Here is a 25,627-nt window from a genome sequence, read left to right on the forward strand (position 1 = left end):
GTCACAGCCAAAGGTAGATCCCGACGGGCAGGATCGACAGCAGCGCGAGCGAGATCAGCGCCAGCACGCCGTCGCGGGTCAACAGGCTGGCGGCGAACAACGCGATGATCGCCGAGGCGATGGAGCCGGAGGTGGGCACGATTTCCATGAACGGCATGAACAGGGTCAGGCCCATCACAAGCGTCAGTGGAAGCCACATCCACGGGCGATGGAACAGCCACGTCAGGCGGGGCTTGAGGAACCGCTCGACAAACCGGACAGGCTTGCGCAGCCAACGGATGCCCTTGCACAGCGTCTTGGTCGAGAGCCGCCGCCGTGTGACAAACCGCGGCAGCCAGACGCTTTTCCGCCCCACGATCATCTGCGCCACCAGCACGAAAACCAGCGCCGCGACAACGGCGGTGATCCCCGGAATGGCGCTGGCCGGTGAGGTGGACACCAACGAGAACGCGAGCATCAGCGCCGCGAAGGAGCGCCGCCCCAGCGCCTCTACCACGTCCTCGACAAGGATCTCCTCACCCTCGACCGATTGCTCGAGCTCATCGAGCACGTCGCTGAGCGCATGGGTTGGTTCATGGTGCGTCATCGGGTTCCCCTGTCACCGCAGATTGAACAGCGGCACCACGCCGCCAAGATAGACCACCGCCGCGCTCTGCAGACAGCGCGGCGATGGTCGTGAGGGACAGAGCGGCAAACCTGCCCATCAGACCACCACGCGGGACCAGCCGCCGTAGCTGTGGCGCACCGGTCCGCGCGGCAGGCTGACCAGCATGAGCGCGACGCCCGCCACGATGTCAGCGCCGCTTTGCAGCCAGCTTGCCTCCATCACCAGCGCGCAGATCACCAGCGCTGCGCCCAGACAGACGTTGAGGAATCGGGCCGCACGAATGCTTTCGGCCATGGCGCTGACGGCGATGGTCAGGGCCAGCGCGCCGATCAGATGGTCGGTGTTCGCCAGCGTGCCTTCGGTGCCCAGCGTCAGGCGGGTGAACATCAGCCACAGGCCGATTGCCGCGCTGGCCGCCAGGCCCCATGTCACGTTGACGCCGCCGCCCAACATGTCACGGAGCACTGTGCCGACGGGCCGCTCGAAGCTTTCGTCGCGCCGGTCGTCCGGGCCGTCGTCGGTGTCGCCGGTCAGCAGCACCCGCAGGACAGGCGCGCCCGCCCGTTTGCGGCGGCCCAGGAACTGACAGGTGGCGATCAGCTCATCCACCGCGTAAGGAATCTGGATCAGCATGGCGGCGGCGGTGATCAGGCACAGCGTGCACCACGTGCCCAGAAGGATCGGCTGGATGATGATGAAGGTGATCGAGACCACGCCCAGCGGCACGATCATGATCCCGAAGATCAGCACCAGCCATGGCATCGTCCGCCAACGGCGGGCCGAGCCGACGAACCCGATGAGGATCTCAAGAAGGTAGGTCAGCGCGCCAAGCCCCGCGTCGGGCACAGGCCAGGCTTCGGAAATATCCGAGGTGATAATCTCTTCGGTGCCGTTCTTGGGGTTGTCCGGCGCGCCGGCGAAGAAAGGCTCCCACACGCCGCCGACGTGGTCCATCTGGTAAGCGGCAAGGTAGCGCGACACGAACAGCCCGATGAAGGCCAGCGCGATCACCGGCATCCGCTGGGTCCAGTCCGAGGGGGAATAGTCCCACCCGGGCGGGATCGTGGGACCGGTGGTCGCGGCCATGGTGCCCACCCCGGGCGCAGGCCGCACACAAACCGCAAGCGCGAAAATCACCGCCCCCGCCAACGTGCCGTTGAGGTAGGCCGCCGCACTTTCGGTCCAGAACAGCAGCGGGGCGGTCATGATCCAGACGGCCACGGCGGCCACCCCCCAGCGGACCAGCGCCGCGCGCCACGACAGCGCCAGAAAGCTGCCGATCATCACCAGAAGCCCCGCCGCCATGTCGCTCACCAGCAAGCCTGTCAACTGGGTGTAGCCAAGGATCACCGGCGCGGTCATCATCCATGCGCCCAGCCCGATGTTGAGGAAGTGCGCCCAGATGTTGCGGGCGTGGGCGGTGCGGAACGCCTCTTCGGCGCGTGTGCGCAGTGCCTCGGGGTCGTCGCGCCCCTCCGCCGCTTGCAACCAGTGCGGTTTGGTCAGCCCATTGGCCTCATACCAACCTGCGGGGTCCTGTTTCATGTTGGCGATCATGGCCGGCAGAGTCTCGCGCAGAGAGTGTTTCGGCCTCCAGCCCAACAATTCTTCCGCGCGCGAGATATCGAGCTCATAGTGGTCATCCGCCATGCGGATCATGAAGGGTTTGATAAAGGGTTCTTCGCCCTGATCGAAGTCGTCGGGCACCACCGGCTCGGCCTTGACCTGCGCCCAGGCGCCGGCGGCGGCGATGGGTTTGGGGACCGACAGGGTCTCCCAGTCCTCGGTGCCGTGGATGAGCTGCGCGATGCGCCGTTGCAGCGCGTCGTAGCCCATGGCCTCCCGCTCTCCGATCAGGATCGTCACTTCTTCGGGGAGGTCCGCGCGGCGGTCCACCGTGCGGGCGAAGGCCTCAAGCATATCAGCGCGGTGCAGGAACGCCTGACCGGTGGACAGATCGCCGGAATAGGCGTGCGACTTCGGGTCCCGCTCATAGATCCGGCGGATCTGCTCGGCCAACGTGGGCACCGCGGTCTGTTCGTCGTAAAGCCCCGCCAGATGCAACAGCGCATAGGGGATGCCGCCGTGTTCCGCGCGGATCACCTCTTCCGTGCGCGCTTTGGAGGCGGGATAGGCCCAGCCCGGCTCGATCGGGGTGTCTTCGGTGATGGGAATGCCCGGAGCGGACGGGCGGTGCAACAGCATGGTGCCGGAATAGATGAAGCGGTCGACGCGGAACCCCTGCAACGCCTGCAACAGATGGCGCGTGCCCTTTTCGTTGACCTGTTCGTAAAGCGGGTTCTCCTCACCCGAGAAATCGAAATAGGCTGCAAGGTGGATAACCGCCGCAAGGTGATCGCCGTGCTGCGCGCGGACCTTCTCCAACGCGCTTCGCACCGTCTCTTCCTCCGTGATGTCGAAGGCAAAAACATCCTCGCCTTCCTCGCGATCAAGCCCGATCACGCGGTAGGTCTCGGCCAGACGTTGCGTCAGGGCCGAGCCGAGATTGCCCGATGCGCCGGTGATCAGGACGACGGGTTTTTGCGGATCCTGGCCAATGGTGTCGTTCATGCCGTTCCTCGTGATGCCCCTTGTGATGTCTTGGCGGACGGTGCTGCGGCGCGTGATGCGGTGCCACCCGCCGATGCGATGCGATCTGTTGGGGAAACGATGTGCAGTGCGGATCGTTCCGCGTCAGCCGCAATGCGGCACATGTGCGGGGCCGGGACGCGGGCAGGGGTGCAAGCCGCGCGGAACCCGCGACACGCTCCGGTCGTTGATAACCAGAGACCGCAGGGGGCCTGTCGGGTTGCCGGATTACACCGCACCTCCGGGCCAGCCTCATGCAAATGAAAAGGGGGAGAGGTCATGCCGTCATCACCACTCGAACATGCGCGTGCGATCGTCACGGGGGCCAGTTCCGGGATCGGCGAGGGGATTGCGCGGGCTTTTGCCAAGGCGGGCGCGTCTGTCATCGTCAATTATCACTCCGATGCCGAGGCGGCCGCGCGCATCGTCGGCGACATCCGCGACGGAGGCGGTCAGGCCGAGGCCGTGCAGGCCGATATATCCACGCCCGAGGGCTGCGAAACCCTGTTCGACGCAGCCGAGGAGCGGTTCGGCGGGCTGGACGTGCTTGTCTCGAATGCCGGCATCCAGCGCGACGCCGCCTTCACTGAGCTGACCCTTGAGGACTGGCGTCAGGTGCTCGACGTCAACCTGACCGGCCAGTTCCTGTGTGCGCAGGAAGCGGTCCGCCGGTTCCGGGCTCAGGGGCACGCCCCCGACCGTTCCCCGGCGCTGGGAAAGATCATTTTCACCAGTTCCGTGCATCAGGCCATCCCCTGGGCGGGGCATACGAACTACGCCACGGCCAAGGGCGGGGTGAAGCTGCTGATGGAGTCGATGGCGCAGGAACTCGCCTGCGAGAAAATCCGCGTCAACGCCATCGCGCCCGGGGCCATCAAGACGTCCATCAACCGCGACGCGTGGGAGGATGAGGCCGCAAAAGAGCAGCTTCTGAAGCTCATCCCCTACGGTCGGGTGGGCGAGCCCGAGGATGTGGCACAAGCTGCGGTATGGCTCGCTTCGGATGCCTCGGACTACGTGGTGGGCACGACGCTTTTCGTGGATGGCGGCATGACGCTCTATCCCTCCTTCCGCGAGGGGGGCTGATGCCGGCCCGCCGGGACGGATACCTGCCGCTGCGCGATTACGCCCTGCTGGGCGATTGCCACGGGGCGGCGCTGGTGGGACGTGACGGGGCGGTGGACTGGTTCTGCCCGGGCCGGTTCGACGCGCAACCGGTCTGCTGGGCTTTGCTGGATGCGACGAAAGGGGCCACCTTCCGCATCGCACCCACCGAAGCCTACGACAGCGCGCGCGCTTATCTGGACGGCACCAACATCCTTTGCACCACCTTTACCACGCCCGAAGGCCGCGTGACGGTCACCGACTTCCTGCCGGTGCACGGCGCGCCTGACGGCCCCGATCCGTTCGTCGATCTCGACGCCAAAGGCTGGCTGGTGCGCGTGGTCGAAGCGTCGGACAGCCCTTGCGAGCTAAGCGTGATCTTCGATCCCGGCGATTGTGCCTTCGATCCGGGCGCGGAACCCGTGGCGGAGATGCGATTGTTCCAGCCGGATGCGCCAAGTGCGACACGCGTGGCATCGACTGTCCGGCTCGCCGCTGGTGAGCGACGCGCCTTCATCCTTGCGCCAGCTTCCGCCGAGACCCAAAAGCCGCTTGAGCAAGCGGAGCGGCTGTTGCAGGAAACGACGGAGTTCTGGCGCGGTTGGTCTGAACAATCGCGGTATCGCGGGCCGTATCGCGCGGCGGTGCAGCGCAGCGCGCTTGCGCTCAAGGCGCTGACCTATGCGCCCACGGGGGCCATCGTCGCCGCGCCTACAACCTCTTTGCCCGAGGACATCGGGGGCGAGCGGAACTGGGACTATCGCTACAGCTGGCTGCGCGATTCCGCTTTCGTCCTGCAGGCCCTTGGCGGGTTGGGATACGACGCAGAGGCGGGCCGATACTGCGAGTTCCTTGGAAGCTGCCACGTGCAGACCGTGCCGAAACTGCATGTCCTTTACGGGATCGAAGCGGAAAGCACGACCGGCGAGCGGTGCCTTGATCACCTTGACGGCTATGCGGGCTCGCGCCCCGTGCGCGTGGGCAATGCGGCGATCGATCAGGCGCAGCTCGACATCTATGGAGAGGTGGCCGACTGGGCGCTGGCTTACCGCGCCTTGGGCGGGCCGATCGACGAGACGCTGCACGCCATGCTGGAGCACATCGCCGATCACGTGGTCTCGAACTGGGACAAACCCGATCAAGGCATCTGGGAAATGCGAGGCGCGCCCCGCCACTACGTGCACGGGAAAGCCATGGCATGGGTCGCGCTGGATCGCGCCATTCGCTTGCTGGGCGAGCGGGAGCCATGGGCACAGGCGCGGCGCGAGATCTTTGAAGCCTTGCGCGCCCACAGCGAGGACGGGGACGGCGGCGGCTTCCGGCAGACGTTCGCGGATGGCGGCATGGACGCGGCGCTGCTGCTTTTGCCAATGCTGGACCTGCCGCTGCCAGACGACGCGCTTGACCAGACGGTGCGCGGGGTAGAGCGGGCCTTGCGCTGCGGCGACTATGTCCTGCGATACGATCTGGAAAATACCGACGACGGTCTGGCCGGTGACGAAGGGGCCTTTCTGATCTGTTCGTTCTGGCTGGTCGACGCGCTGCTGTGCACCGGTCGCGCGGATGAGGCCCGCGCCTTATTCGAAAGCCTGCTGGAGAAGGCGAACGACGTGGGGCTTTACGCCGAGGAGATCGATCCGGACAGCCATACCTTTCTTGGCAACTTCCCGCAGGCGTTCACACATCTGGCGTTGATCAACAGCGCCATCAATCTCGACCTTTACGAAACCTGCGGCCCCGACGCCCTTCGCGGGAGCCACGCAGACCGGATCATGCGCACGATCTCGCAGGCAGACCCGCAGACGGATGGCAAGCCATCCGGGCCGCGAACCCGCGATGTCGCTGCGGGGCCAGATGAGTGATGCCTCCTGCGCGGACCTCGAAACTTCGGAACCATTGGGCAGGCGTGGGGTTGGTTTACGAAGATCGACACAAACCGGAAAGAATTGCCTGTGCAGACATGCTTGACGATCAACGGCACGCAACACAAGTTGGATCTTGATCCCAGGACGACGTTGCTGGATGCCTTGCGCCACCACCTCGGGCTGACCGGAAGCAAGAAGGGCTGTGATCACGGACAATGCGGCGCCTGCACGGTGATGGTGAACGGGCGGCGGATCAATGCCTGCCTGACGCTCGCCTGCATGCACGACGGGGATGAGGTGACGACGATCGAAGGGCTCGGCCAGCCCGATGCCCTGAACCCGCTGCAAGAGGCCTTCGTGCGTGAGGACGGGTTCCAGTGCGGCTATTGCACCCCCGGTCAGATCTGTTCAGCCACAGCGATGCTGCAAGAGATATCAGAAGGGTGGCCCAGCCACGTGACGCAAGACCTTGAGGCGGGGGCGGAGCTTACGCCCGAAGAAATCTCGGAACGGATGAGCGGCAACCTGTGCCGGTGCTCGGCCTATCCCAACATCGTTGAAGCCATCCGGGTCGCCGCAGGGAAGCAGGCATGAAGCCGTTCGATTACATCCGCGCCGACAGCCCCGATCAGGCCAGCGACCATGCCGCACAGGGGGGCGTGTTCATCGCCGGGGGCACCAATCTGCTTGACCTGATGAAGCTTGAGGTCATGACCCCTGACGCGCTGATCGACATCAATCGGCTGGACTTGAACCAGATTGACGAGACCGACGACGGCGGCTTGCGCATCGGGGCCTTGGTCAGCAACAGCGATCTGGCCAATGACACTCGCGTGCGCCGCCATTGGCCGGTGCTGAGCCGCGCGTTGCTGGCCGGGGCCAGCGGGCAGCTGCGCAACAAGGCAACCACCGGGGGCAATCTGTTGCAGCGCACGCGGTGCCTGTATTTTTATGATCGCGCCATGGCCTGCAACAAACGCGAGCCCGGCAGCGGCTGTGCGGCGCGGGACGGGTTCAACCGCAGTCTTGCGGTGCTGGGCACCTCTGAGCATTGTATCGCGACCCATCCCAGCGACATGGCCGTGGCCATGCGCGCGCTGGGCGCCGAGGTTGAAACCCTGACGCGAGAGGGGGAGACACGCCGCCTCACGCTCGATCAGCTTTACCGTCTGCCCGGCGACCGCCCGGACATCGAAACCGTGCTGGCCCCGGGCGAGTTGATCACGGCCGTCGTCCTGCCCGCACCGGTCGAGGGACGGCAGACCTATCGCAAGGTGCGCGACCGCGCGTCTTATGCCTTCGCGCTGGTCTCGGTCGCGGGCATCGTCGAGATGCAGGATGGCCGTATCGCACGGGCCGATCTGGCCTTTGGCGGTCTGGCCCCGAAACCCTGGCGCGACGCTGACGTTGAGGCCGCGCTGCAGGGTGAAGCTCCGTCCGATGCGCTGTTCAAGAAAGCGGCCGATGTGTTGCTGCGGGACGCGCAGGGCTTTGGCGAAAACGATTTCAAACTCCCCCTTGCGCGGCGCACGCTTGTGTCGGTGCTCGAGGAACTGACAGAGGCCCGCAGATGACCGAACCTTTTCAGATGGATCACCCCGCAACGGATCGACGGCTGGACGATATGGCACAAGGCCTTGTGGGCGCGCCGCTCGACCGGCCCGATGGCCCCCTGAAGGTCACCGGCACTGCAACCTACGCCAACGAGTGGCAGGTTGAGGGGATGGTGCACGGCGTCATGGTGCGCGCACCGGGCAACAGTGGCCGCGTCGTGTTGTCGAACACAGCCGAGGTGGCGCGGATGCCCGGTGTGCTGTCGGTGGTGCAGGACGACCGGATGCTGCGCAACCCCGCGCAGGGCGGTGCCAATGAAGCGCCGGTGCAGGGGCCCCATCACGCCGCCTACTTCGGGCAACTGGTCGCCGTGGTCGTGGCCGAAAGCTTTGAGCAGGCGCGCCATGCGGCCCAAAGCCTCAAGGTCACGCTGGACGATGCGGAACAGGTGGCGGTGACACCGGAGGGCGCTGCGGTTGAACGTCAGACCGACAAGACGCTGGATCAGGGCGATCTTGACCGCGCCATGGATGAGGCCGCGCACAGTGTCGATGTGGTCTATACCACGCCGTCGCATTCAAGCTCGCCTATGGAGCCCCATGCCTCCATCGCGTCGTGGGAGGGGGAGGACCTCACCCTGCGCGGCAGCTATCAGATGCTGAAGTTCAACCGCAACGAGCTGGCGGATTCCCTAGGCATCCACCCCGACCGGGTGCGCATCCTGTCGCCTTACGTCGGTGGCGGGTTCGGCTCCAAGCTAGGGCTGGCGCCTGAGGCCGTGGCGGCCGCGGTTGCCGCAAAAGCGGTCGGGCGGCCGGTCTCGGTCGCGCTGCACCGTCAGCAGGTTTACGAGGCGACGATGCGTCGCTCGGAAACCCGCCAGCGCCTGCGCCTTGCCGCCGATGCCGAGGGGCGGCTCATCGGCTTCGGCCATGAGGCGCGGGTATCGAATCTGCCCGGTGAGACCTTCGCCGAGCCGGTGTTGCAGGCCTCGCATTTCCTTTACGCCGGGGCCAACCGCAAGATGTCGCTTGATCTGGCGCGGGTGCACCGGCTTTGCGCCGGCTCCGTGCGCGCCCCCGGTGAGGCGGTCGGCGTCACGGTCGTAGAAAACGCCATGGACGAGCTGGCCCATGCGGCAGGTCTTGATCCGGTTGAGCTGCGCTTGCGCAACATCCCCCCGACCGATCCGGAAAGCGGCAAGGAGTATTCGTCGCGCCGGTTTCGCGAAGCGCTGGAAAGCGGGGCGGAGATTTTCGGCTGGTCCGACCGCCCCGGCGTGAAAGAGAGGCGCGAAGGTGACTGGCTCATCGGCTATGGCATGGCTTCGGCCGCGCGGGTCAATGTCCTCAAGGAAAGCGAGGCTCGCGTGACCCTGTTGTCAGATGGCACCGCGCGGGTGGAAACTGACATGACCGACATCGGCACCGGCACCTATGCGATCCTTGGGCAGATCGCGGGCGATATGCTGGGCTTGCCCCGCGACAGCGTCGAGGTGGTGCTCGGCGACACCAATCTACCCTCGGGTTCTGGCTCGGGCGGGTCCTGGGGCGCCTCCTCAAGCGGAAGCGCCGTTTACCTTGCCTGCGCGGCCATCCGGCAGCAGATCGCGCAGCGGCTGGACGTCGACGAGCATGATTTGTTGCTGAAGGACGCGCAGGCGACCTTCAACAACCGAACCGAAACGCTGGCGGACATCCTGCAGGGGCACGAGATTGCGAAGCTCGGCCACGTGAAGCCGGGCGATACGTCCGACGCGGTGCGGCAAGCCACGTTCGGCGCCTATTTCGCGGAAGTCGGCGTCAATGCCGTCACCGGAGAAACCCGCGTCAGGCGCATGCACGGCACCTTTGCCGCCGGACGGATCCTGAACGCCAAAACCGCACGCTCGCAATGCCTTGGGGGGATGACCTTCGGCATCGGCATGGCCCTGATGGAAGAGGTGGCCTTCGATCCCCGCGACGGCCACGTGGTGAACCACAACCTTGCCGAATACCACATCCCCGTGAACGCGGACGTGCCGCAGCTGACGGTGGAGCTTCTGGAGGAGCGTGACGACTGGGCGAGCCCGGTGCAGGCCAAAGGCATCGGAGAGCTCGGCATCTGTGGCGCCGGTGCGGCCATCACCAACGCGATCTTCAACGCCACCGGCGTGCGCGTGCGGGATTATCCGGCCACCTTGGACAAACTCATCGCAGAGCTGCCCTAACGATAGATGCGCCTGCGTTGAATTTTCAGGCAGCGGCTGCTCTGAGCCTTGTTAGGCAGTCTTGGCACAGGATGGCCCACGTCGTGCCCCTTATCATCAGTGGGGCGTCAGTTTGATCTGGCCGGAAACCAAGCAGATGAGATAAGTCGAGGCCTGACCCGAATCGCGGGTGAAGCGAACGCTGGTGGTCTTGCTAGGGCAGTTGCGCGGTTGTCGCTTTGCTTTCGGGCCAACGAAGTTGAAAAACCCTTGGACGCCCAAATATCGTGAGTGAATGGCAGGACATACACTCCACTCACTCCGGTGGGCGGGGGTCGGATAACAGGTTAAGTAGGTTTATATGATCGACAACTTTGCATCACGCCTCTCTGTCGCACCCATGATGGATTGGACCGATCGTCACTGCCGCTATCTGCATCGTCTGCTGAGCAAGCGCGCGTTGCTATATACCGAGATGGTAACTGCGCCTGCCTTGGTGCGCGGCGGGGCGCGGCATTTGTTGCGCTTCGATCCTGCGGAGCAACCCGTGGCGCTGCAACTTGGGGGGTCCGATCCGGAGGAGCTCGCCCGGGCGGCCGAGATGGGGGGCGCTGAGGGCTATGGTGAGGTCAATCTCAACTGCGGGTGCCCCTCGGACCGGGTGCAATCGGGGGCCTTCGGTGCGGTTCTCATGCAGCAACCGGCCCTTGTGGCGCAGTGTTGCCGGGCCATGATCGCCGCGACCGATGCGGAAATCACCGTGAAGTGCCGCATCGGGGTGGATGACCAGACCCCCGAGGAGGTGTTGCCCGAGTTCCTGTCCCAGATCGTGGCCGCCGGGGTCGAGCGGGTGACGATCCATGCGCGCAAGGCCTGGCTTCAGGGGCTGAGCCCGAAAGAGAACCGCGACATTCCTCCGCTCGACTACGATCTGGTGTTCGAGATGAAGCAGCTCTTTCCCAACCTGCATATCTCGCTCAACGGCGGTATCGCCACGCTGGCGCAGGCCCGGGATCTGCTGGATGCGGGGATCGACGGGGTGATGATCGGGCGCGCGGCCTATCACACGCCCACCGACATCTTGCGCGCGGCGGACAAGGAGATCTGGGGCGGCGAGATGGGGCCCGATCCGGTGGACGTGGTGCTGCAGATGCGCCCCTATATCGAAGCACATCTGGCCGATGACACCCCCGGGGGCGGCAAGCTCTCGGCGGTGACCAAACACATGCTGGGGCTCTTTGCCGGACGTCCGGGGGCGCGGCAATGGCGGCGGCACCTGTCGGAACACGCGCACCGTCCCGGCGCCGGCTGGTCGGTCGTCGAGGATGCGCTGGCGGCGATGGAGCAGGCCGCGCCCCCCAGGGTTGCCGCGCCCTAGAATGTCGGGCAAAGCTGGCGCAAACTTTCGAAGGGACGCGCCATGCCGGACATCATGACACTTCTGCCGCAAGCAGGCTTGTTGCTGGCCATCGGCGCGCTTGCCGGCGCGCTCGCGGGGTTGTTGGGCGTGGGCGGGGGCATCGTGCTGGTGCCCGCGTTCTTCTATACCTTCTCAGCCCTCGGCTACGACAGTCTGCAACTGATGCAGATCTGTCTGGCGACCTCGCTTGCGACCATCGTCGTGACCTCGCTGCGGTCGCTCAATGCCCATCACCGCAAGGGCGCCGTGGAATGGCCAATCCTGCGGCGCTGGGGCCCGGGGATTGCTGTCGGGGCGGTGGTCGGAATGGTGGTGGCGACGCAATTGCGCTCGGACGTTCTGCAAGCGCTTTTTGGCGGGATTGGCGTGGTGATCGGCCTCTACATGGTGTTCGGCCGCACCGATTGGCGCTTGGGCACGCAGATGCCCGGCGGGATTTTCCGCATCGTGCTGTCACCTCTGATCGGGTTTCTGTCCGTGCTCATGGGCATCGGCGGGGGCAGTTTCGGCGTGCCGACGATGACGCTGTTCGGCGTGCCGATCCACCGGGCGGTCGCCACGGCCAGCGGGTACGGCGTGATCATCGCGCTGCCTGCGGTCATCGGGTTTCTGTTTGCTGATGTGGCGGTGGCCCCGCCGCTGACGGTCGGGACGGTCAACCTCGCCGCCTTCGGTCTGGTGGTCTGCATGACCCTGATCACCGCGCCCTGGGGGGCGGCCTTGGCGCACCGGATGAACCCCAAACCGCTGAAGCGGGCCTTTGGTGTGTTTCTCATCGTGATCGCGCTGAACATGCTGCGGACGGTGATCAATGGATGATCTGGCCGCCCGTTTTGACCGCGACGGGTTCGTCGTCTTCGATCACGATCCGCGTGTAGCCCGCTGGGCGGCGGCGGCCTTGCCGTTTGCGATAGAGGCCAGTCGCGATCCGCAGTTGCGCGAGACGTGGATGCGGCAGGGCGGCACGTGGTTTGTCGGGGTCGATGTCCTGCTCAACGGGGCGGATGGCGCGATTGGCGGCATGCCGCTTGAGGGGCCTTGGGACAGGCTCGTAGCGCCGCCGCCCGAGTGGCATCCGGCGCAGGTTTCTGTGACCTATCCGGGGTATCCCAGGCAGGATGCGACGGAGTCGGACGCGGCGCACCGGTTCCGCCTGCGCCGGGACGCGGCCCATGTGGACGGGCTGCATCTGGAGACTGGCCGGAGGATCTTGCGTGAGGCGCATATGTTCATTCTGGGCACGCCGCTCAACGAAAGCGATGCCTCGCCGCTTGTGGTGTGGCAGGGCAGTCACCGGCCAATGGCGGCGGCGCTGACAGCGGATCTTGCGCCTGGGGTGATCGGCACCGACGTCACCGAGGCCTATACGCAAACACGGGCGGAGGTGTTCGAGGACTGTGCCCGTGTCGAAGTGCCGATGCGGCCGGGGCAAGCGGTCCTGTTGAACCGGTTCCTGCTCCACGGCGTCGCCCCCTGGCGCGCGGAGATGCGCGCCCCGCCGGAGGGGCGCATGATGGCCTATTTCCGGCCGGAGTTTGCCAACCCGCGCCTTTGGCCAGATCTCTGACCGGCCCTTCGGGGAGAGTTTGTCGGGTCAGATGAAGCGGGGGGCGCGTTCATTCTTTCTTAACCATGACCCCGGATGCTGGACCCGCTTGGCAGACTGGAGAGTTGAGCCATGTGTCAGGTGAAGCTCCTACTGCAGTTGCTGATCCCGAGCGGCGTGCCGGTTGCGGGAAATCTCTGCGGATAGGAGTGGACCGGCACGGTTCCCCTTCATCTGACCAGATAAACTCAATCCTTGCCGGTCGGCCGGGGGCCACGTTTCAGGCGCGCGCTGCGGCCGCCGCGACGTTTGCGCAGCAGGGGTGCGCGGGCGGGCAGGTCGGCGAGCACGGCACGGCGGGCGTCCGGGGGCAGGCGCGACCACTGGGAAATCTCGTCGATCGAGCGCAGGCAGCCGGTGCACAGGCGCGTTTCCGGATGGATGACGCAGATCTTGATGCAGGGGCTTTCGACCTCGTCCCGTGTCCAGATCTCGTCGCTCTCGTCTGTCATTCAGGTGGCCTTCAGGTTGCGCAGGCGGTCCAGCAGTCCTTGCAGGATAACACCGGCGGCCACGTGGTCGATCACCTCACCGCGACGTTTGCGGGACGTATCCGCCTCAAGCAGGGCGCGTTCTGCGGCGACGGTGGAAAGCCGTTCGTCCCAGAAGGTGATGGGCAGATCGGTGAGCCGTGCGAGGTTGCGGGCAAAGGCGCGGGTCGATTGGGCGCGCGGGCCTTCAGAGCCGTCCATGTTGCGCGGCAAACCCAGCACGACGCCGGCAATTTGCCGGTGGTCGACGATCTTGAGCAATGCCGCCGCATCGACCTGGAACTTGCTGCGTTTGATGGTCTCGAGCGGGGTCGCGATCATGTGGCCCGCGTCGCTCACGGCGACGCCGATGGTCTTGGTCCCAAGGTCAAGGCCCGCAAGCGGAGCGTAGCGGGGCAGGGCGGCGGCGAAGTCGGCGGGGTCCTCGTGGATCATTCTATGAGCTCCGCTGCGCGGGCGGCTTCCCGGATCAGGGTGACGGCCTGCACGTCGCCGCCGAATGTCAGCTCGGCTTCGTTCAGGATGGCCCGGGCGCGGTCTTCTTCACCCAACACCGTCAGCGCGGTGATCAGACGGGCCCAATCCTGCGGCGGGCCGCCTTCGGTGGCTAGACGGTCGGACAGTTGCTGCACCATCCCCTCGACCATCGCCTGCCGGTCTTCGGGGGCCATATCCTCGGCTGCGGCCAGATCTTCGGCCGAGGGGCCACGGCGCGAGGGCAGGGCGTAGTCGATACCCAGTTGTGCGGCGACATCCTCGATCTGGCCTGCGGCAAGACGCCAGTGGAACACGTCCTGCTCGCCGTTTTCCACGATGGGTCGCCAAAAACTGAAAGCCCGGTCGGGGCGGTCGTTCTGGGCGTTCACCAGCCCCATGTAATACTGCGCGGGCAGGTTGTCAGGCTCATCGCGCAGGATGTTGCGGGCGATGGTTTCGGCCTCGGGCGAGACATAGCCGCGTGTGCCGATCACCAGAAAGTCGAGCAGCCGGACAAGGTCGGCCGAGGTCACATCCTCGCCCAGCAGCGAGATGGCCTTTTCCTGCGCGCGCGCGGCGCGGGTCATGTTGCCGATGCTGGCTTCGACCTGTGCCAGATAGACGTAGGCGGTGGCGTCGGTGGGGCGCTCAAAGGCGGCGGCGCGCAGAGCCTGCAGGATCTCGCGCGTCTCATCTCCGGCCTGGGCGATGGCGTCGGGCTGTTCGGCCAGGGCTTCCGCCTCAAGCTGTCCGGGGCGCGTGGCGCGCCGCTCTTCCGCTGCCGCGAGGCGCACGGCGCGGGGCACATCGCCATAGCCGAAGTTGCCCAGCGTGGCGTAGAGCCCGACAGCCCCTGCGACAATCGCCAGCCCGGCCAGGCCGGCCGCGATGCGGCTGCCCCGGGGCGGCGCATCGACCGCCCCTTTGCGCGCGGCGGCGTCGGCCTGCAACAGACGTCGCGAGACTTCGGTCCGCGTGCGCTCGGCCTCGGCCTTGTCCAGCACGCCGCGGGCAAGGTCGCGGTCCACCTCAGCCAATTGGTCGCGGTAGATGTCGATATCCGTCATGCGTTTGCCTGCGCCGGGCGCAGCCCGCCAGAGGGGTTTTAAAAGGGCGAGGCCCACCAGCAGCACCAAGGCGCCGCAGATCAGCACGAAGATCATCCATTCCGTATCCATGGCACTGGTTTAGGGGCCTTTGACGGGCTGGAAAAGCACCAATGACCGCTTTCCCTGTGACGTTTGAACACAGTGTCGTTAATTGGTGGTTTCATGTCGCGGGGGGTATCCTCAAAACCGGGCGGACCTCGCAAAAGGATTCTATCGATATTGCAACGGGGACCCGCCATGCGCCGCTTTTCTGCCTTCGCCATCGCCCGAGAGGCCGCCCGGTATCACACGGGATGGGAGCGGCACTGGCGCTCGCCCGAACCGAAGAAGAAATATGATGTGATCATCGTCGGTGCGGGGGGCCACGGGTTGGCCACAGCATGGCATCTGGGCAAGCACTACGGGATCACCAATGTGGCGATCATCGAAAAGGGCTGGCTGGGCGGCGGCAACACCGGGCGCAACACGACGATCATCCGCTCGAACTACCTGCAGGACCCGTCGGCGGCGATCTACGAGAAGTCCCGCTCGCTCTATGAAACGATGAGTCAGGACCTCAACTACAACGTCATGTTCAGCCCCCGCGGCGTGATCATGCTGGCGCAGACCCATCACGAGGTGCGCGGCTACAAGCGGACGGCCCATGCCAACGCCCTGCAAGGGGTGACGACCGAATGGATCGAGCCTGCGCGCGTCAAGGAACTGTGCCCAATCATGAATATCGACGGGCCACGTTACCCGGTGCTGGGGGGGCTGTGGCAGGCCCGCGGCGGTACGGCGCGGCATGATGCGGTGGCCTGGGGCTATGCGCGCGCCTGTTCCGACATGGGCATGGACATCATCCAGAAGTGCGAAGTCACCAACGTGCGCACCGAAGCTGGCCGCGTGGTCGGCGTGGACACCACCAAGGGTGCGATCGACTGTGACAAGCTCGGCATGGTCGTCGCGGGCCACGCCAGCCACCTGGCCGAGATGGCGGGCTTCCGTCTGCCAATGGAGAGCGTCGCCCTGCAAGCGCTGGTGTCCGAGCCGATCAAGCCTTGCATGGACATCGTCGTGATGGCCAACACGGTGCACGGCTACCTCAGCCAGTCCGACAAGGGCGAGATGGTGATCGGCGGCGGCACCGACGGGTTCAACAACTACACCCAGCGCGGCTCCTTCCACCATGTCGAGGAAACCGTCCGCGCCCTGAACGAGACCTTCCCCATCCTGTCGCGGTTGAAGATGCTGCGCCAGTGGGGCGGGATCGTCGATGTGACGGGCGACCGCTCTCCGATCCTGTCGAAAACCCCGGTTGAGGGCGTCTTCGTCAACTGCGGCTGGGGCACCGGCGGCTTCAAGGCGATCCCCGGATCGGGCTTTGCCATGGCTGAGCTGATGGCCAAAGGCGCATCGCCGCTCACGGACGAGTTTTCGATGTACCGCTTCCGCGAAGGCAAGTTCATCGACGAAAGCGTCGCCGCCGGGGTCGCACACTAATGACGCGGCGGACCCGATCCCAAAGCGAAGTCTTGTCCGGACGCAAGCGGTGCGGCGCGACCTTGGCCGGTTCCTGCGCATTGCGACGGCCCAATCTGGCCGACCGCCGCCCAAACCGCTTGGCCAATCCGGCATCGGTTCCGTCTGCCGCGCGTTTCGCCATGGTGCGCCCAGCATCGCAAAAGGACATACCATGGCAAACTACGATCTTTCCAAACCCGCACCCGACAAGCGCAGCCTTATCGACGCAGGCTCGCCCATCGGGGGCATCGGCCTTATCATCCTCGGCTCGGTCATCATCCTCACCCTGCTGTACTTGGTGTTCGGCACCGTCGGCCCTGCGGACGACCGCAGCGTCGATCAGGGCGCGCCGGGCACCGTCCAGACCGACGCCACCGGCTGAGTCGGCGGCAACGGGGGGCTTCGGGAACAAATCCCACACCGCGCGCGTTGCCTCTGTGTATCGTTATTCTGAATACACAGGAGATCTGACATCATGGCCGATCCACACAATACACCACCACCGGAGCGGGTCACCACGACCACCACGACGACTGACAAGAGCAGTAGCTCCATGGGGTTCATCCTCGGCATCGTCGTTGTCGTCGTTGCCATCCTCGCGTGGTTCATGTTCGCGGGCAGCGACGCGGGCGACGGCGTTGATGATGTCAATGTCACCGTTGAAGGGGCCAGCGATCCGGTTGAAAGCACAGGCGAGGCTGTTGAAGGGTCCGTCGAAGGCGCAACCGACTAAGCCGACCCCACCTTTGTTTGCACTCTCTCAGGCTGATGCCCCTTCGGGCGTCGGCCTTTTTGCGTTCGCACCCCCTGTTTTCCCCTGTCTGATCGGAGCACCCCCATGCTGACCCTTTCGTGCCCTTATTGCGGCGTGCAATGCGATGAAACCGAACTTGCGGCGGGGGGTGAGGCGCATCTGAAACGCTACGGACCCGAAAGCTCGCCCGAGGAGTTCGAAAGCTATCTGTTCGTGCGCGAAAACCCCAAGGGGGTGCATCTTGAGCGGTGGCGCCATGCCCACGGCTGCGGCAAGTGGTTCCACGCCGCCCGTTGCACCATGACGCTTGAGGTCTTCGGCACCTATCCGGCGCAAACCCTCGCACCGCCGCAAGAGCTGGTCGAGAAAATTCTGGCCAAACGGCCCGGCTGGACCTGGCGCGAGTTCGGCCAGTCCGACATGGAAGGAGCACAGGCATGAGCACACGTCTGGCAAACGCGGGGCGGCTGATCGACCGCAGCAAACAGATCTCGTTCAAGTTCAACGGCAAGACCCTGCGCGCCTATGCGGGCGACACGCTCGCCTCGGCGCTGCTGGCGAACGACCAGATGCTGGTCGGGCGGTCGTTCAAATACCACCGCCCCCGGGGCATCGTGGCCAGCGGCGCGGAAGAGCCCAACGCGCTGGTGAACCTTGGCACCGGCGGGCATTTCGAGCCGAACCAGCGCGTCACCACGCAAGAGGTGTTCGACGGGCTCACCGCGACCTCCCAGAACCACTGGCCGAGCCTTGAGTTCGACGTGGGCGCGGTGAACGCGCAGCTCAGCCGGTTCATGCCGGCGGGGTTCTACTACAAAACCTTTCTGTTCCCGCGTCCGTTCTGGAAGCACCTGTACGAGCCGGTGATCCGCAAGGCCGCCGGGCTGGGCAAGGCCCCCAAGGACCGCGACGCCGATGTCTATGAGTATTTCTACGCCCATGTGGACGTGATGGTCGTGGGCGGCGGGATCGCCGGGCTTGCGGCCGCGCTGGCGGCGGGCCGTGCGGGCGCGCGGGTGCTGCTGGTGGAACAGACCGCCCATTGGGGTGGCCGCGCGGCGGTGGACGGCGCACAGATCGAAGGAGCTGACGCGCAAGACTGGATTAATTCCATCGTGCAAGAACTTGAAAGCATGGAAAATGTCACCTTGGTGACACGCTGCATGGGCGCGGGCGTCTATGATCACGGCTACGCGCTGGCCTATGAGCGTCTGACCGACCATCTGGCCGAGAAGACCGGCCCGCGCCACCGGCTGTGGCGCATCCGCGCCAAACAGATCGTCACCGCCACCGGCGCGATCGAGCGGCCTTTGTCCTTTGCCGGGAACGATATTCCGGGCGTGATGCTGGCCAGTGCCGCGCGGGACTATCTGGTGAACTACGGCGCGTCGGTCGGGGACCGCACCGTGGTCGTGACGAACAACGACGACGCCTACCGCACCGCCATCGCGCTGGTGCAGGCCGGGCTTTCGGTGCCCGCCATCGTGGATGCCCGCAAGACCGCCGGGCCGCTGGCGGATGAGGCGAAAGCCCTCGGGATCAAGGTGATGCACGGCAAGGGCATTGCATCGGTGAAGGGCGGCAAACGGGTCACGGGCGTGGCCATTTGCAATCAGGCCGGCGAGGGTGCCGTGCTTGAGGAAATCGCCTGCGACGCGGTGGCCATGTCCGGCGGCTGGTCGCCCGTGGTGCACCTGTGGTCGCACTGTGGCGGCAAGCTGATCTGGGACGAGGGGCAGAGCCATTTCCGCCCGGACGCCGCACGCCCGCCCACCGGCGCGGATGGAGAAGGCTTCGTGATCCCCGCCGGGATCGCTGATGGCGCGATGCTGACCGGCGACGTCTTGACCAATGGTCACGAGGCGGGTGCCGCTGCGGCCAAAGCCGCCGGGATCAACGGTGCAGCCGGCAGCGCCCCCCAGGGCGACCTGGCCGAGGAAGCGCCGATGGAAGCGGTCTGGATGATGCCGCAGGGCGCGGGCTACAAGCTGCGCTCGAAAATGTGGCTCGACTACCAGAACGACGTGAAAGTGAGCGACGTGCAACTGGCCGCGCAAGAGGGCTATGAAAGCGTCGAGCACACCAAACGCTACACCACGCTCGGGATGGCGACGGATCAGGGGAAGTTGAGCAACATCAACGGCTTGGCGGTGCTTTCTGATGCCTTGGGTCAGGCCATCCCGGCCACCGGCACCACCACCTTCCGTCCGCCTTATACGCCAATCTCGCTGGGCTCTATCGGCGGGGAAGCCAGCCGAGAGCTGTTCCAGCCCCTGCGCAAGACCCCGATCCACGACTGGTCCGACGCCAACGGCGCCTATTGGGAGCCGGTCGGCCACTGGCGGCGCGTCTATACCTACCAGCGCGACGGCGAGAGCATCGAGGACGCAGTCAATCGCGAGGTCAAGAACACGCGCGAGAACCTCGGGCTGCTGGACGCCTCGACCCTCGGCAAATTGATCGTCAAGGGCCCGGATGCGGGCAAGTTCCTCGACATGATGTACACCAACATGATGTCCAACCTGAAGATCGGCAAATGCCGCTATGGGCTCATGTGCAACGAACAGGGCTTCCTGATGGACGACGGCGTTGTCGCCCGGATGGATGAGGACACCTGGCTGTGCCACACCACCACTGGCGGTGCGGAACACATTCACGGTCACATGGAAGAATGGCTGCAGACCGAATGGTGGGACTGGGATGTCTATGTCGCCAATGTCACCGAGCAATATGCGCAGATCGGCGTCGTGGGTCCAAAGGCCCGCAAGCTTTTGGAAAAGCTGGGCGGCTTGGACGTCAGCGCCGAGACCTTGCCCTTCATGCAATGGGCCGATGGCGAGATCGGCGGCTTCACCTGCCGCGTGTTCCGCATCTCGTTCTCCGGTGAGCTGAGCTACGAGATCGCGGTGAAAGCGAGCGAGGGGGAAGCCTTCTGGAAGATGCTGTATGAGGCCGCGCAGGAATTCGGCGTCATGCCTTATGGCACCGAATGTCTGCACGTGCTGCGGGCCGAGAAAGGGTTCATCATGATCGGGGACGAAACCGACGGCACGGTCATCCCGCAGGACCTTGGGTTGAACTGGGCGATTTCCAAGAAGAAAGAGGATTTCTTGGGCAAACGCGGCCAGCAGCGCAGTCACATGCTCGACCCCGACCGCTGGAAGCTGGTGGGGCTGGAAAGCACCGACGGCTCGGTCATCCCCGATGGTGCCTATGCCGTGGCCGGGGGAGAGAACGCGAACGGCCAGCGCAACACCGAAGGGCGCATCACCTCGACCTATTATTCCGCAAATCTGGAACGCGGGATTGCCATGGGGCTGGTCAAGGACGGGCCGCAGCGCATGGGCGAGGTGATCACCTTCCCGAAAATCGATGGCACGCAGGTGCAGGCGAAGATCGTCAACGCGGTCTTCTATGATCCGGAAGGGGAGAAGCAGAATGTCTGAACTGGCGACAATCACCCGACACGCGGAACGGGGCATGATCACGCTGCGCGCGGACCTCTCAGACGGAACCGTGGGAGAGGCCGTGCGCGCGGCGACGGGCCATGCAATCCCCGCTGCGGGCAAGATCGCGGGCGACGGGACCAAGGGCGTGCTCTGGATGTCTCCGGACGAGCTTTTGATCATGGTGCCTTATGACACTGTGGACGCGGCGCTGGAGCAGATCGTCACGGCCCTGTCCGGGGTGCACCATCTGGCGGTCAATGTCTCGGACGCGCGGGCAGTGTTCACCGTGGCCGGAGACGACGCGCGCGAGGTTCTGGCGCGTTTGTGTCCGGTGGACTTGCATGCGCAGAGTTTCGGGGTGGGCGATTTCCGGCGCACTCGGCTGGCGCAGGTGCCTGCGGCCTTTTGGCAGCATGAGACCGGGTTTGACGTGGTGTGCTTCCGCTCGGTCGGTGACTACGCTGAAGGTGTGTTGCGACGGTCCGCGCAGGGCACGCCCACCGGTGCGCTGGGGTGAACGGCCGGGGGCTGTCTGCCCCCGGACCCCCGAGGATATTTGAAAAGCAAAGATGGGTAGGGCCGGCGGCTCAGGCGGTCTGCGCCGCAGCGGCGAGCCGTTTTGCGCGGTAACACTGCATGAAGGGGATGGTCTGCCCATTGCTGATGGCGCGGAACACCTTGCGCCTCCAGATCGTGCCGGTCTTGTGATGGGTCAACGCAAAGAAAACGGGCGGGCGGGGTTATGAGGCAACCTCTTTCATCGGGGTGAACAGGCCGGTGTCGATGAAGGTGCGAAACTCGGGCACGGTAAGCTGATAGTCGAGCACCCGCTGCGAACAATCCGCGCAGGCGCGGGCGAGGGCGGCGAGATCGGGATCGGCCAGCCAGGCGTCCATCTGGGCGCGGATGCCGTCGGTGCGGATTGTCGTATCCTCATGGGTGTTGATGTCGTATTTGTCCCAATAGTCCATGTCGATCCGGCCCTTGTTCTTGGAATTGGCCGTGCCGCGCAGCCGTTTGAGTAAGAAATCCTCGCGCGATTTGATGGCGTAGTGGTTTACTTGCGCGAATGCGTTGCTGACGTTCTCGGCATTGCCGCGCCAGCCTTTCTGCAGGTATTTCTCGCCCATGGGCTGGCCGGCGGCATTGGTCCAGGTCACCATGTTGGGGGTGATTTCGGTCTTTTTGTTGAATTTCGGGCGGTGAACGCCGAAGAAATCGAACTTTGCCGGGCGGAACAGCGTCTTGAACCCCCAGACAAGGCCGTTTTCCGGCGCCTCGAAGGACGAGCCGCGGGTGAACCGTTCGGTGACAAGGTCGCCCTTGAACGGATCGATGGACATTTTCGACTGTCCCTGAGAGCCCATGAGCCGCCAATTGACGGAGATCGCGTCAGGGTGGCCGCAGGCTTCGATCAAAGCGTCGATGCTGCGGTCGCCCACGTGGATATTGAGGAATTCATCGGCATCGACGATCAGCACCCAGTCGGCGGATTTGACCCAGTCGAGCTTGTTGGCGCGCGAATAGGCCGAGCGTTGCGGGTCCATGCGGGGGCCTTGCGGGTTGTCGTAGTGCTTGACGACGCCCATCTGATCCAGCCGGTTCAGCATCAGGTTCGTGCCATCGGTGCAATCGTTTGAGAAGATGCAAAAATCCGTGATGCCGATGCTTTTGTGATAGGCCAGCCATTCCAGCAGATAGGGGCCTTCGTTCTTCATCGTCGAGACGAGAACCTTGCGGGATCGGGCGGGGGCGTCGGTCATTTCGGTGTCGCTTTCTTCGGGGCCACCCGTGTCGTGGCGGCCTTTGGTTTCGCGGCGACTTCGTCGGGGGCGGAGGCGACGGGAACGGTGTCGTTGGGGCTTTCGACCGAGGTCGAGGCGTCGAGGGTCACTTCGTCCACGATCCGCGCGAGTGGTGGGGCCGGCTCATTGATGTCGACGACCGCCTGTTCGGGCGCTGCCGCAGGCTCTTCGGTTTTTTTTTGCGCTTGCAATACCTTGCGGGCGGTCTCGACCTTTTGCAACAGCTTCGCCGCGTCCTTGTCATTCGGGTCGGCCGCTTGAGCGGCCAGGGCGATTTTCTGTGTCCGCTCGTTCATCAAGGGCACGCCGAGACCGGCGGCGGCGTCAGTGTTCATGAAGGGGTTGTCTAACGTGTCGCCCGTGGCGGATTTGTCTTTGAGCTGGTGGGCGTCGAGCTTTTCTTCGGCGTTCTCGCCCGCAGCCTCAAGCAGGGCCCTGCGCGTGTCGCCTTTCTTGGCTGTCTGGGTCTGGGCGATCATCTTGGCGATCTTCTTGTCGGGGATACCCGCAGCCTGCAGCTCCTTGACCTTCTCTTGCCATTCCTTGGGCAGGTGCTGGGTGAACAGAACCTCGTCCAACTGCTCCAGCGGGATTTCCGACGCCGCTTTCAGATCCGCAAGCCATTGGTCGTATTCGCCGGAGCTGCGCAACATCTCGACCCGTTTGGCGTGGAACTCCAACGCCTTGTCCTGCAACTCGCGCATGATCGGGTCGCTGAGGATTTGTGCCATTTTTTTCTTGGTGCCCTTGGCGTGGCGGGTCGCGTTCATGTGCTCTTCTTCGTTGCGGTCGAAAAGCGCGAAGTAGGCTGCGTTGTATTTGTCTTCCTTGTTGTTCACGTTGCCGCGCACCCGGCGCAGCAGATAGGCTTCATAGGACTTCACCGCATAGTGGTTCAGCTCGGCCCATTTGTAGCCCAGCGTCGGCTTGGTGGAGCGCCAGCCGGACAGCGAAAATTCGTCCGGCATCGGTTTGCCCGAGCCATTGAGCCATAGCTGATCGAACAAAAGCTTTGCGTTCGCAGGCTCTTGCTTGGCTTTCTTGATGTGGGGGCGGTGGATGCCGAGCTTCATGTCGCGGTAGGGTTTGAACAGGGTTTTCACGCCCCAGCCTTTCTTGAACATGTCCGGCGCGGCGCGGGTGTAATTCTCGATCACCAGCCCGGGGTTCCAATCGGTGATGCCGTTGGCCCCGAAGAACCGCCATGTGATCGCCATCGCCGAGGCTTGCGGGTCCATCCGCTCTTCCAGATCGGTGATCCAGCCGCGCCCGACCTTGATCGACAGAAACTCGTCCGCATCCATGGTCAGGATCCAGTCGGAGTCCGTCACCTCGGGGTTCTGGGTCGCCAATGCCAGCGCGTTGGGCTGGGGTTTCTTGCCTTCGGGGACGTCGTTGCGGAAATGCTGGACCCAGCCCAGCTCTTCCAGCCGGATCAGCATCTCATCGGTGCCGTCGCCGCAATTGTTGGTATAGACGCAGATGTTATCGAAGCCGATGTGCTTGTGATAGGCGACCCATTCGACCAGCGAATGACCTTCGTCCTTCATCATCGAAAGGATTGTGAACTTGTGTTTGGCCATCAGATGCGGCCCCGCTGGATCATGGTCACGATATCTGCCTTGTCGGGTGGCCCTGCCACCCCGTTGGCCGGTTGTCCCGGCGTTGGCGGGCACCATAACAACCCGTTGCTTCAAGTCCACCGGGGGGCGGGGGGATTTCCCTGCGATTGCGACCAATTTGATGCAATCTCACTTGACGAAAGAGTTTTGGGGGCTTTGTTAGGGGGAGAGACTGCAACACAAAGAAAGAGGTTTTCTCATGGCTTTCGAACTTCCTGATCTTCCCTACGCCCACGACGCGCTCGCCGATAAGGGCATGTCGAAAGAAACCCTCGAATACCACCACGACAAGCACCACAACGCCTATGTCGAGAACGGCAACAAGGCGATTGTCGGCACCGAGTGGGAGGGTAAGTCCCTCGAAGAAATCATCAAGGGCACCTATGATCCCAACGCCGTGGCGCAATCGGGCATCTTCAACAACATCAGCCAGCTTTGGAACCACAACCAGTTCTGGGAAATGATGAGCCCCGAGGACAGCAAGATGCCGTCCGAGCTGGAAAACGCGCTGAAGGAAAGCTTCGGCTCCGTCGACAAGTTCAAGGACGAGTTTTCGGCCGCCGGTGCGGGTCAGTTCGGCTCAGGCTGGGCCTGGCTGGTCAAGGACACCGACGGCAGCCTGAAGGTCACCAAGACCGAGAACGGCGTGAACCCGGTCTGCTTCGACCAGACGGCGCTTCTGGGTTGCGACGTGTGGGAGCACTCCTACTACATCGACTTCCGCAATGCGCGTCCGAAGTATCTCAGCAACTTCCTCGACAACCTCGTGAACTGGGAAAACGTCGCCTCGCGCATGTAATCTTCACGGGTCCGAGTGATTTTCAGGGCGTCCCGGATGCGGGGCGCCCTTTTTGCTGTGCGCTCAGGCGAGGCGCAGGGACTTGAGCGCGGCTTCCAGAGCGGGCACCGTGTCGATCACCTCGGCAAACCCGGCAAGCGTGCCATCCGCGAAGCCACGTGCGATGATCTGGTCCATCAACGCCAGCAGCGGATCCCAATAGCCGTTGATGTTGAGCAGGTAGATCGGCTTGTCGTGCAGGCCGAGCTGTCGCCATGTCAGAGCCTCGAAAAACTCGTCCAGAGAGCCCGCACCACCGGGCAGCACCACGACCGCCTGCGCGTTCATCAGCATGACCTTTTTGCGCTCGTGCATGGTCTCGGTGATGATGAAACTGGTGAGGTCGGTCTTGCCCACTTCCCAATCCATCAGGTGCTTGGGAATCACCCCGAAGGTATCGCCGCCCTCGGCCTGAGCGGCCCGCGCCACGCGCCCCATCAGGCCGACGTCGCCCGCGCCGTACACCAGCCGCCAGCCGTTGCGGGCCAGCATCGTGCCGCAGACGTCGGCCGCTTGCGCAAAGGCCGGATCGTCGCCGTCGCGCGATCCACAATAGACACAAACGGAAAGGGGGGATGCGGTCATAAAATCTCCGGTCTGGCAGGATGGTCACAGGGGCGCGGGGACTGCGGGATGCAGCTTTGAC

23 protein-coding genes are annotated in these 25,627 nt (G+C 64.5%); 15 read left to right on the plus strand and 8 right to left on the minus strand.

Annotated elements, in window-relative coordinates:
* Position 1: 1 nt before the first annotated feature.
* Positions 2 to 586 (minus strand): exopolysaccharide biosynthesis protein, encoded by a 585-nt coding sequence (locus DC363_RS01270; RefSeq protein ID WP_108639311.1) that lies wholly within the window; start codon positions 584 to 586, stop codon positions 2 to 4.
* A gap of 117 nt (positions 587 to 703) precedes the next feature.
* Complete coding sequence (locus DC363_RS01275; protein WP_108639312.1) at positions 704 to 3,178, minus strand: vitamin K epoxide reductase family protein; 2,475 nt, start codon at positions 3,176 to 3,178, stop codon at positions 704 to 706.
* A 297-nt stretch (positions 3,179 to 3,475) separates the two neighbouring features.
* Here DC363_RS01275 and DC363_RS01280 point away from each other — a divergent pair, with 297 nt between their 5' ends.
* The 8 genes from DC363_RS01280 to DC363_RS01315 all read left to right on the plus strand — a co-directional run bounded on the left by DC363_RS01280 (position 3,476) and on the right by DC363_RS01315 (position 12,894).
* Positions 3,476 to 4,282, plus strand: a complete 807-nt coding sequence (locus DC363_RS01280) for an SDR family oxidoreductase (RefSeq protein WP_108639529.1) — start codon at positions 3,476 to 3,478, stop codon at positions 4,280 to 4,282.
* The gene (locus DC363_RS01285) at positions 4,282 to 6,162 is read left to right on the plus strand and encodes a glycoside hydrolase family 15 protein (RefSeq protein WP_158270814.1); all 1,881 of its coding nucleotides are present in this window, start codon (positions 4,282 to 4,284) and stop codon (positions 6,160 to 6,162) included. Before DC363_RS01280 ends, DC363_RS01285 begins: the two co-directional genes overlap by 1 nt.
* A gap of 90 nt (positions 6,163 to 6,252) precedes the next feature.
* Positions 6,253 to 6,759, plus strand: coding sequence for a 2Fe-2S iron-sulfur cluster-binding protein (locus DC363_RS01290; RefSeq protein WP_108639314.1), 507 nt, complete (start codon positions 6,253 to 6,255; stop codon positions 6,757 to 6,759).
* Positions 6,756 to 7,739, plus strand: a complete 984-nt coding sequence (locus DC363_RS01295) for an FAD binding domain-containing protein (RefSeq protein WP_108639315.1) — start codon at positions 6,756 to 6,758, stop codon at positions 7,737 to 7,739. Before DC363_RS01290 ends, DC363_RS01295 begins: the two co-directional genes overlap by 4 nt.
* Positions 7,736 to 9,928 (plus strand): xanthine dehydrogenase family protein molybdopterin-binding subunit, encoded by a 2,193-nt coding sequence (locus tag DC363_RS01300; protein WP_108639316.1) that lies wholly within the window; start codon positions 7,736 to 7,738, stop codon positions 9,926 to 9,928. The genes DC363_RS01295 and DC363_RS01300 overlap by 4 nt, the downstream gene beginning before the upstream one ends.
* Positions 9,929 to 10,268: 340 nt before the next feature.
* On the plus strand, positions 10,269 to 11,285 hold the full coding sequence (gene dusA, locus DC363_RS01305) for a tRNA dihydrouridine(20/20a) synthase DusA (protein ID WP_108639317.1): 1,017 nt from the start codon (positions 10,269 to 10,271) through the stop codon (positions 11,283 to 11,285).
* Positions 11,286 to 11,327: 42 nt separating this feature from the next.
* On the plus strand, positions 11,328 to 12,146 hold the full coding sequence (locus tag DC363_RS01310; protein ID WP_108639318.1) for a sulfite exporter TauE/SafE family protein: 819 nt from the start codon (positions 11,328 to 11,330) through the stop codon (positions 12,144 to 12,146).
* Positions 12,139 to 12,894 carry a hypothetical protein gene (locus tag DC363_RS01315; RefSeq protein WP_108639319.1) on the plus strand — a complete coding sequence of 252 codons (756 nt, stop codon included), beginning with the start codon at positions 12,139 to 12,141 and terminating at the stop codon, positions 12,892 to 12,894. The genes DC363_RS01310 and DC363_RS01315 overlap by 8 nt, the downstream gene beginning before the upstream one ends.
* A gap of 227 nt (positions 12,895 to 13,121) precedes the next feature.
* On the opposite strand, the gene DC363_RS01320 is transcribed toward DC363_RS01315, so the two are convergent.
* Genes DC363_RS01320 through ccmI form a run of 3 tightly spaced genes read right to left on the minus strand, consistent with a single transcriptional unit; the run spans position 13,122 to position 15,079 of the window.
* Positions 13,122 to 13,385, minus strand: a complete 264-nt coding sequence (locus DC363_RS01320) for a DUF1289 domain-containing protein (protein ID WP_108639320.1) — start codon at positions 13,383 to 13,385, stop codon at positions 13,122 to 13,124.
* A complete protein-coding gene (gene ruvX / locus DC363_RS01325; protein ID WP_108639321.1) occupies positions 13,386 to 13,859 on the minus strand; it encodes a Holliday junction resolvase RuvX in 474 nt (157 codons plus the stop codon). It abuts the gene before it with no gap.
* Positions 13,856 to 15,079 (minus strand): c-type cytochrome biogenesis protein CcmI, encoded by a 1,224-nt coding sequence (gene ccmI, locus DC363_RS01330; RefSeq protein ID WP_241962889.1) that lies wholly within the window; start codon positions 15,077 to 15,079, stop codon positions 13,856 to 13,858. Before ccmI ends, ruvX begins: the two co-directional genes overlap by 4 nt.
* Positions 15,080 to 15,247: 168 nt before the next feature.
* On the opposite strand from ccmI, the gene DC363_RS01335 reads away from it, so the two are divergent.
* From DC363_RS01335 to DC363_RS01360, 6 genes are all read left to right on the plus strand, one after another.
* On the plus strand, positions 15,248 to 16,492 hold the full coding sequence (locus tag DC363_RS01335; RefSeq protein ID WP_108639322.1) for a sarcosine oxidase subunit beta family protein: 1,245 nt from the start codon (positions 15,248 to 15,250) through the stop codon (positions 16,490 to 16,492).
* A gap of 193 nt (positions 16,493 to 16,685) precedes the next feature.
* The gene (locus DC363_RS01340; RefSeq protein ID WP_108639323.1) at positions 16,686 to 16,895 is read left to right on the plus strand and encodes a hypothetical protein; all 210 of its coding nucleotides are present in this window, start codon (positions 16,686 to 16,688) and stop codon (positions 16,893 to 16,895) included.
* 93 nt (positions 16,896 to 16,988) lie between these two features.
* Positions 16,989 to 17,246 carry a hypothetical protein gene (locus DC363_RS01345; RefSeq protein WP_146180725.1) on the plus strand — a complete coding sequence of 86 codons (258 nt, stop codon included), beginning with the start codon at positions 16,989 to 16,991 and terminating at the stop codon, positions 17,244 to 17,246.
* A 105-nt stretch (positions 17,247 to 17,351) separates the two neighbouring features.
* The gene (locus DC363_RS01350; RefSeq protein WP_108639325.1) at positions 17,352 to 17,708 is read left to right on the plus strand and encodes a sarcosine oxidase subunit delta; all 357 of its coding nucleotides are present in this window, start codon (positions 17,352 to 17,354) and stop codon (positions 17,706 to 17,708) included.
* Complete coding sequence (locus DC363_RS01355) at positions 17,705 to 20,713, plus strand: sarcosine oxidase subunit alpha family protein (RefSeq protein ID WP_108639326.1); 3,009 nt, start codon at positions 17,705 to 17,707, stop codon at positions 20,711 to 20,713. The genes DC363_RS01350 and DC363_RS01355 overlap by 4 nt, the downstream gene beginning before the upstream one ends.
* Positions 20,706 to 21,233: a sarcosine oxidase subunit gamma gene (locus DC363_RS01360; protein ID WP_108639327.1), complete on the plus strand. Its 528-nt coding sequence runs from the start codon at positions 20,706 to 20,708 to the stop codon at positions 21,231 to 21,233. Before DC363_RS01355 ends, DC363_RS01360 begins: the two co-directional genes overlap by 8 nt.
* A gap of 223 nt (positions 21,234 to 21,456) precedes the next feature.
* On the opposite strand, the gene DC363_RS01365 is transcribed toward DC363_RS01360, so the two are convergent.
* Together DC363_RS01365 and DC363_RS01370 are read right to left on the minus strand one after the other, a co-directional pair.
* Entirely contained in the window at positions 21,457 to 22,479 is a 1,023-nt protein-coding gene (locus tag DC363_RS01365; protein ID WP_108639328.1) for a glycosyltransferase family 2 protein, read from the minus strand.
* The gene (locus DC363_RS01370; RefSeq protein WP_241962890.1) at positions 22,476 to 24,104 is read right to left on the minus strand and encodes a glycosyltransferase family 2 protein; all 1,629 of its coding nucleotides are present in this window, start codon (positions 24,102 to 24,104) and stop codon (positions 22,476 to 22,478) included. Before DC363_RS01370 ends, DC363_RS01365 begins: the two co-directional genes overlap by 4 nt.
* Before the next feature lie 238 nt (positions 24,105 to 24,342).
* Here DC363_RS01370 and DC363_RS01375 point away from each other — a divergent pair, with 238 nt between their 5' ends.
* Positions 24,343 to 24,942, plus strand: a complete 600-nt coding sequence (locus tag DC363_RS01375; protein ID WP_108639329.1) for a superoxide dismutase — start codon at positions 24,343 to 24,345, stop codon at positions 24,940 to 24,942.
* A gap of 63 nt (positions 24,943 to 25,005) precedes the next feature.
* On the opposite strand, the gene DC363_RS01380 is transcribed toward DC363_RS01375, so the two are convergent.
* A complete protein-coding gene (locus DC363_RS01380; RefSeq protein ID WP_108639330.1) occupies positions 25,006 to 25,566 on the minus strand; it encodes an LOG family protein in 561 nt (186 codons plus the stop codon).
* Positions 25,567 to 25,627: the final 61 nt, after the last annotated feature.

This window comes from Thalassorhabdomicrobium marinisediminis, from assembly GCF_003072065.1.
GTDB classification, from domain to species: domain Bacteria; phylum Pseudomonadota; class Alphaproteobacteria; order Rhodobacterales; family Rhodobacteraceae; genus Octadecabacter; species Octadecabacter marinisediminis.

Excerpts from the sequence above, each read along its gene's own strand:
- ccmI (WP_241962889.1), bottom strand. The coding sequence starts at position 15,079 with ATGGATACGGAATGGATGATCTTCGTGCTGATCTGCGGCGCCTTGGTG.
- ruvX (WP_108639321.1), bottom strand. The coding sequence starts at position 13,859 with ATGATCCACGAGGACCCCGCCGACTTCGCCGCCGCCCTGCCCCGCTAC.
- DC363_RS01275 (WP_108639312.1), bottom strand. The coding sequence starts at position 3,178 with ATGAACGACACCATTGGCCAGGATCCGCAAAAACCCGTCGTCCTGATC.
- DC363_RS01380 (WP_108639330.1), bottom strand. The coding sequence starts at position 25,566 with ATGACCGCATCCCCCCTTTCCGTTTGTGTCTATTGTGGATCGCGCGAC.
- DC363_RS01345 (WP_146180725.1), top strand. The coding sequence starts at position 16,989 with ATGGCCGATCCACACAATACACCACCACCGGAGCGGGTCACCACGACC.
- DC363_RS01310 (WP_108639318.1), top strand. The coding sequence starts at position 11,328 with ATGCCGGACATCATGACACTTCTGCCGCAAGCAGGCTTGTTGCTGGCC.
- DC363_RS01320 (WP_108639320.1), bottom strand. The coding sequence starts at position 13,385 with ATGACAGACGAGAGCGACGAGATCTGGACACGGGACGAGGTCGAAAGC.
- DC363_RS01335 (WP_108639322.1), top strand. The coding sequence starts at position 15,248 with ATGCGCCGCTTTTCTGCCTTCGCCATCGCCCGAGAGGCCGCCCGGTAT.
- DC363_RS01315 (WP_108639319.1), top strand. The coding sequence starts at position 12,139 with ATGGATGATCTGGCCGCCCGTTTTGACCGCGACGGGTTCGTCGTCTTC.
- DC363_RS01365 (WP_108639328.1), bottom strand. The coding sequence starts at position 22,479 with ATGACCGACGCCCCCGCCCGATCCCGCAAGGTTCTCGTCTCGACGATG.
- DC363_RS01370 (WP_241962890.1), bottom strand. The coding sequence starts at position 24,104 with ATGGCCAAACACAAGTTCACAATCCTTTCGATGATGAAGGACGAAGGT.
- DC363_RS01340 (WP_108639323.1), top strand. The coding sequence starts at position 16,686 with ATGGCAAACTACGATCTTTCCAAACCCGCACCCGACAAGCGCAGCCTT.
- DC363_RS01300 (WP_108639316.1), top strand. The coding sequence starts at position 7,736 with ATGACCGAACCTTTTCAGATGGATCACCCCGCAACGGATCGACGGCTG.
- DC363_RS01355 (WP_108639326.1), top strand. The coding sequence starts at position 17,705 with ATGAGCACACGTCTGGCAAACGCGGGGCGGCTGATCGACCGCAGCAAA.
- DC363_RS01270 (WP_108639311.1), bottom strand. The coding sequence starts at position 586 with ATGACGCACCATGAACCAACCCATGCGCTCAGCGACGTGCTCGATGAG.
- dusA (WP_108639317.1), top strand. The coding sequence starts at position 10,269 with ATGATCGACAACTTTGCATCACGCCTCTCTGTCGCACCCATGATGGAT.
- DC363_RS01360 (WP_108639327.1), top strand. The coding sequence starts at position 20,706 with ATGTCTGAACTGGCGACAATCACCCGACACGCGGAACGGGGCATGATC.
- DC363_RS01285 (WP_158270814.1), top strand. The coding sequence starts at position 4,282 with ATGCCGGCCCGCCGGGACGGATACCTGCCGCTGCGCGATTACGCCCTG.
- DC363_RS01350 (WP_108639325.1), top strand. The coding sequence starts at position 17,352 with ATGCTGACCCTTTCGTGCCCTTATTGCGGCGTGCAATGCGATGAAACC.
- DC363_RS01280 (WP_108639529.1), top strand. The coding sequence starts at position 3,476 with ATGCCGTCATCACCACTCGAACATGCGCGTGCGATCGTCACGGGGGCC.
- DC363_RS01375 (WP_108639329.1), top strand. The coding sequence starts at position 24,343 with ATGGCTTTCGAACTTCCTGATCTTCCCTACGCCCACGACGCGCTCGCC.
- DC363_RS01295 (WP_108639315.1), top strand. The coding sequence starts at position 6,756 with ATGAAGCCGTTCGATTACATCCGCGCCGACAGCCCCGATCAGGCCAGC.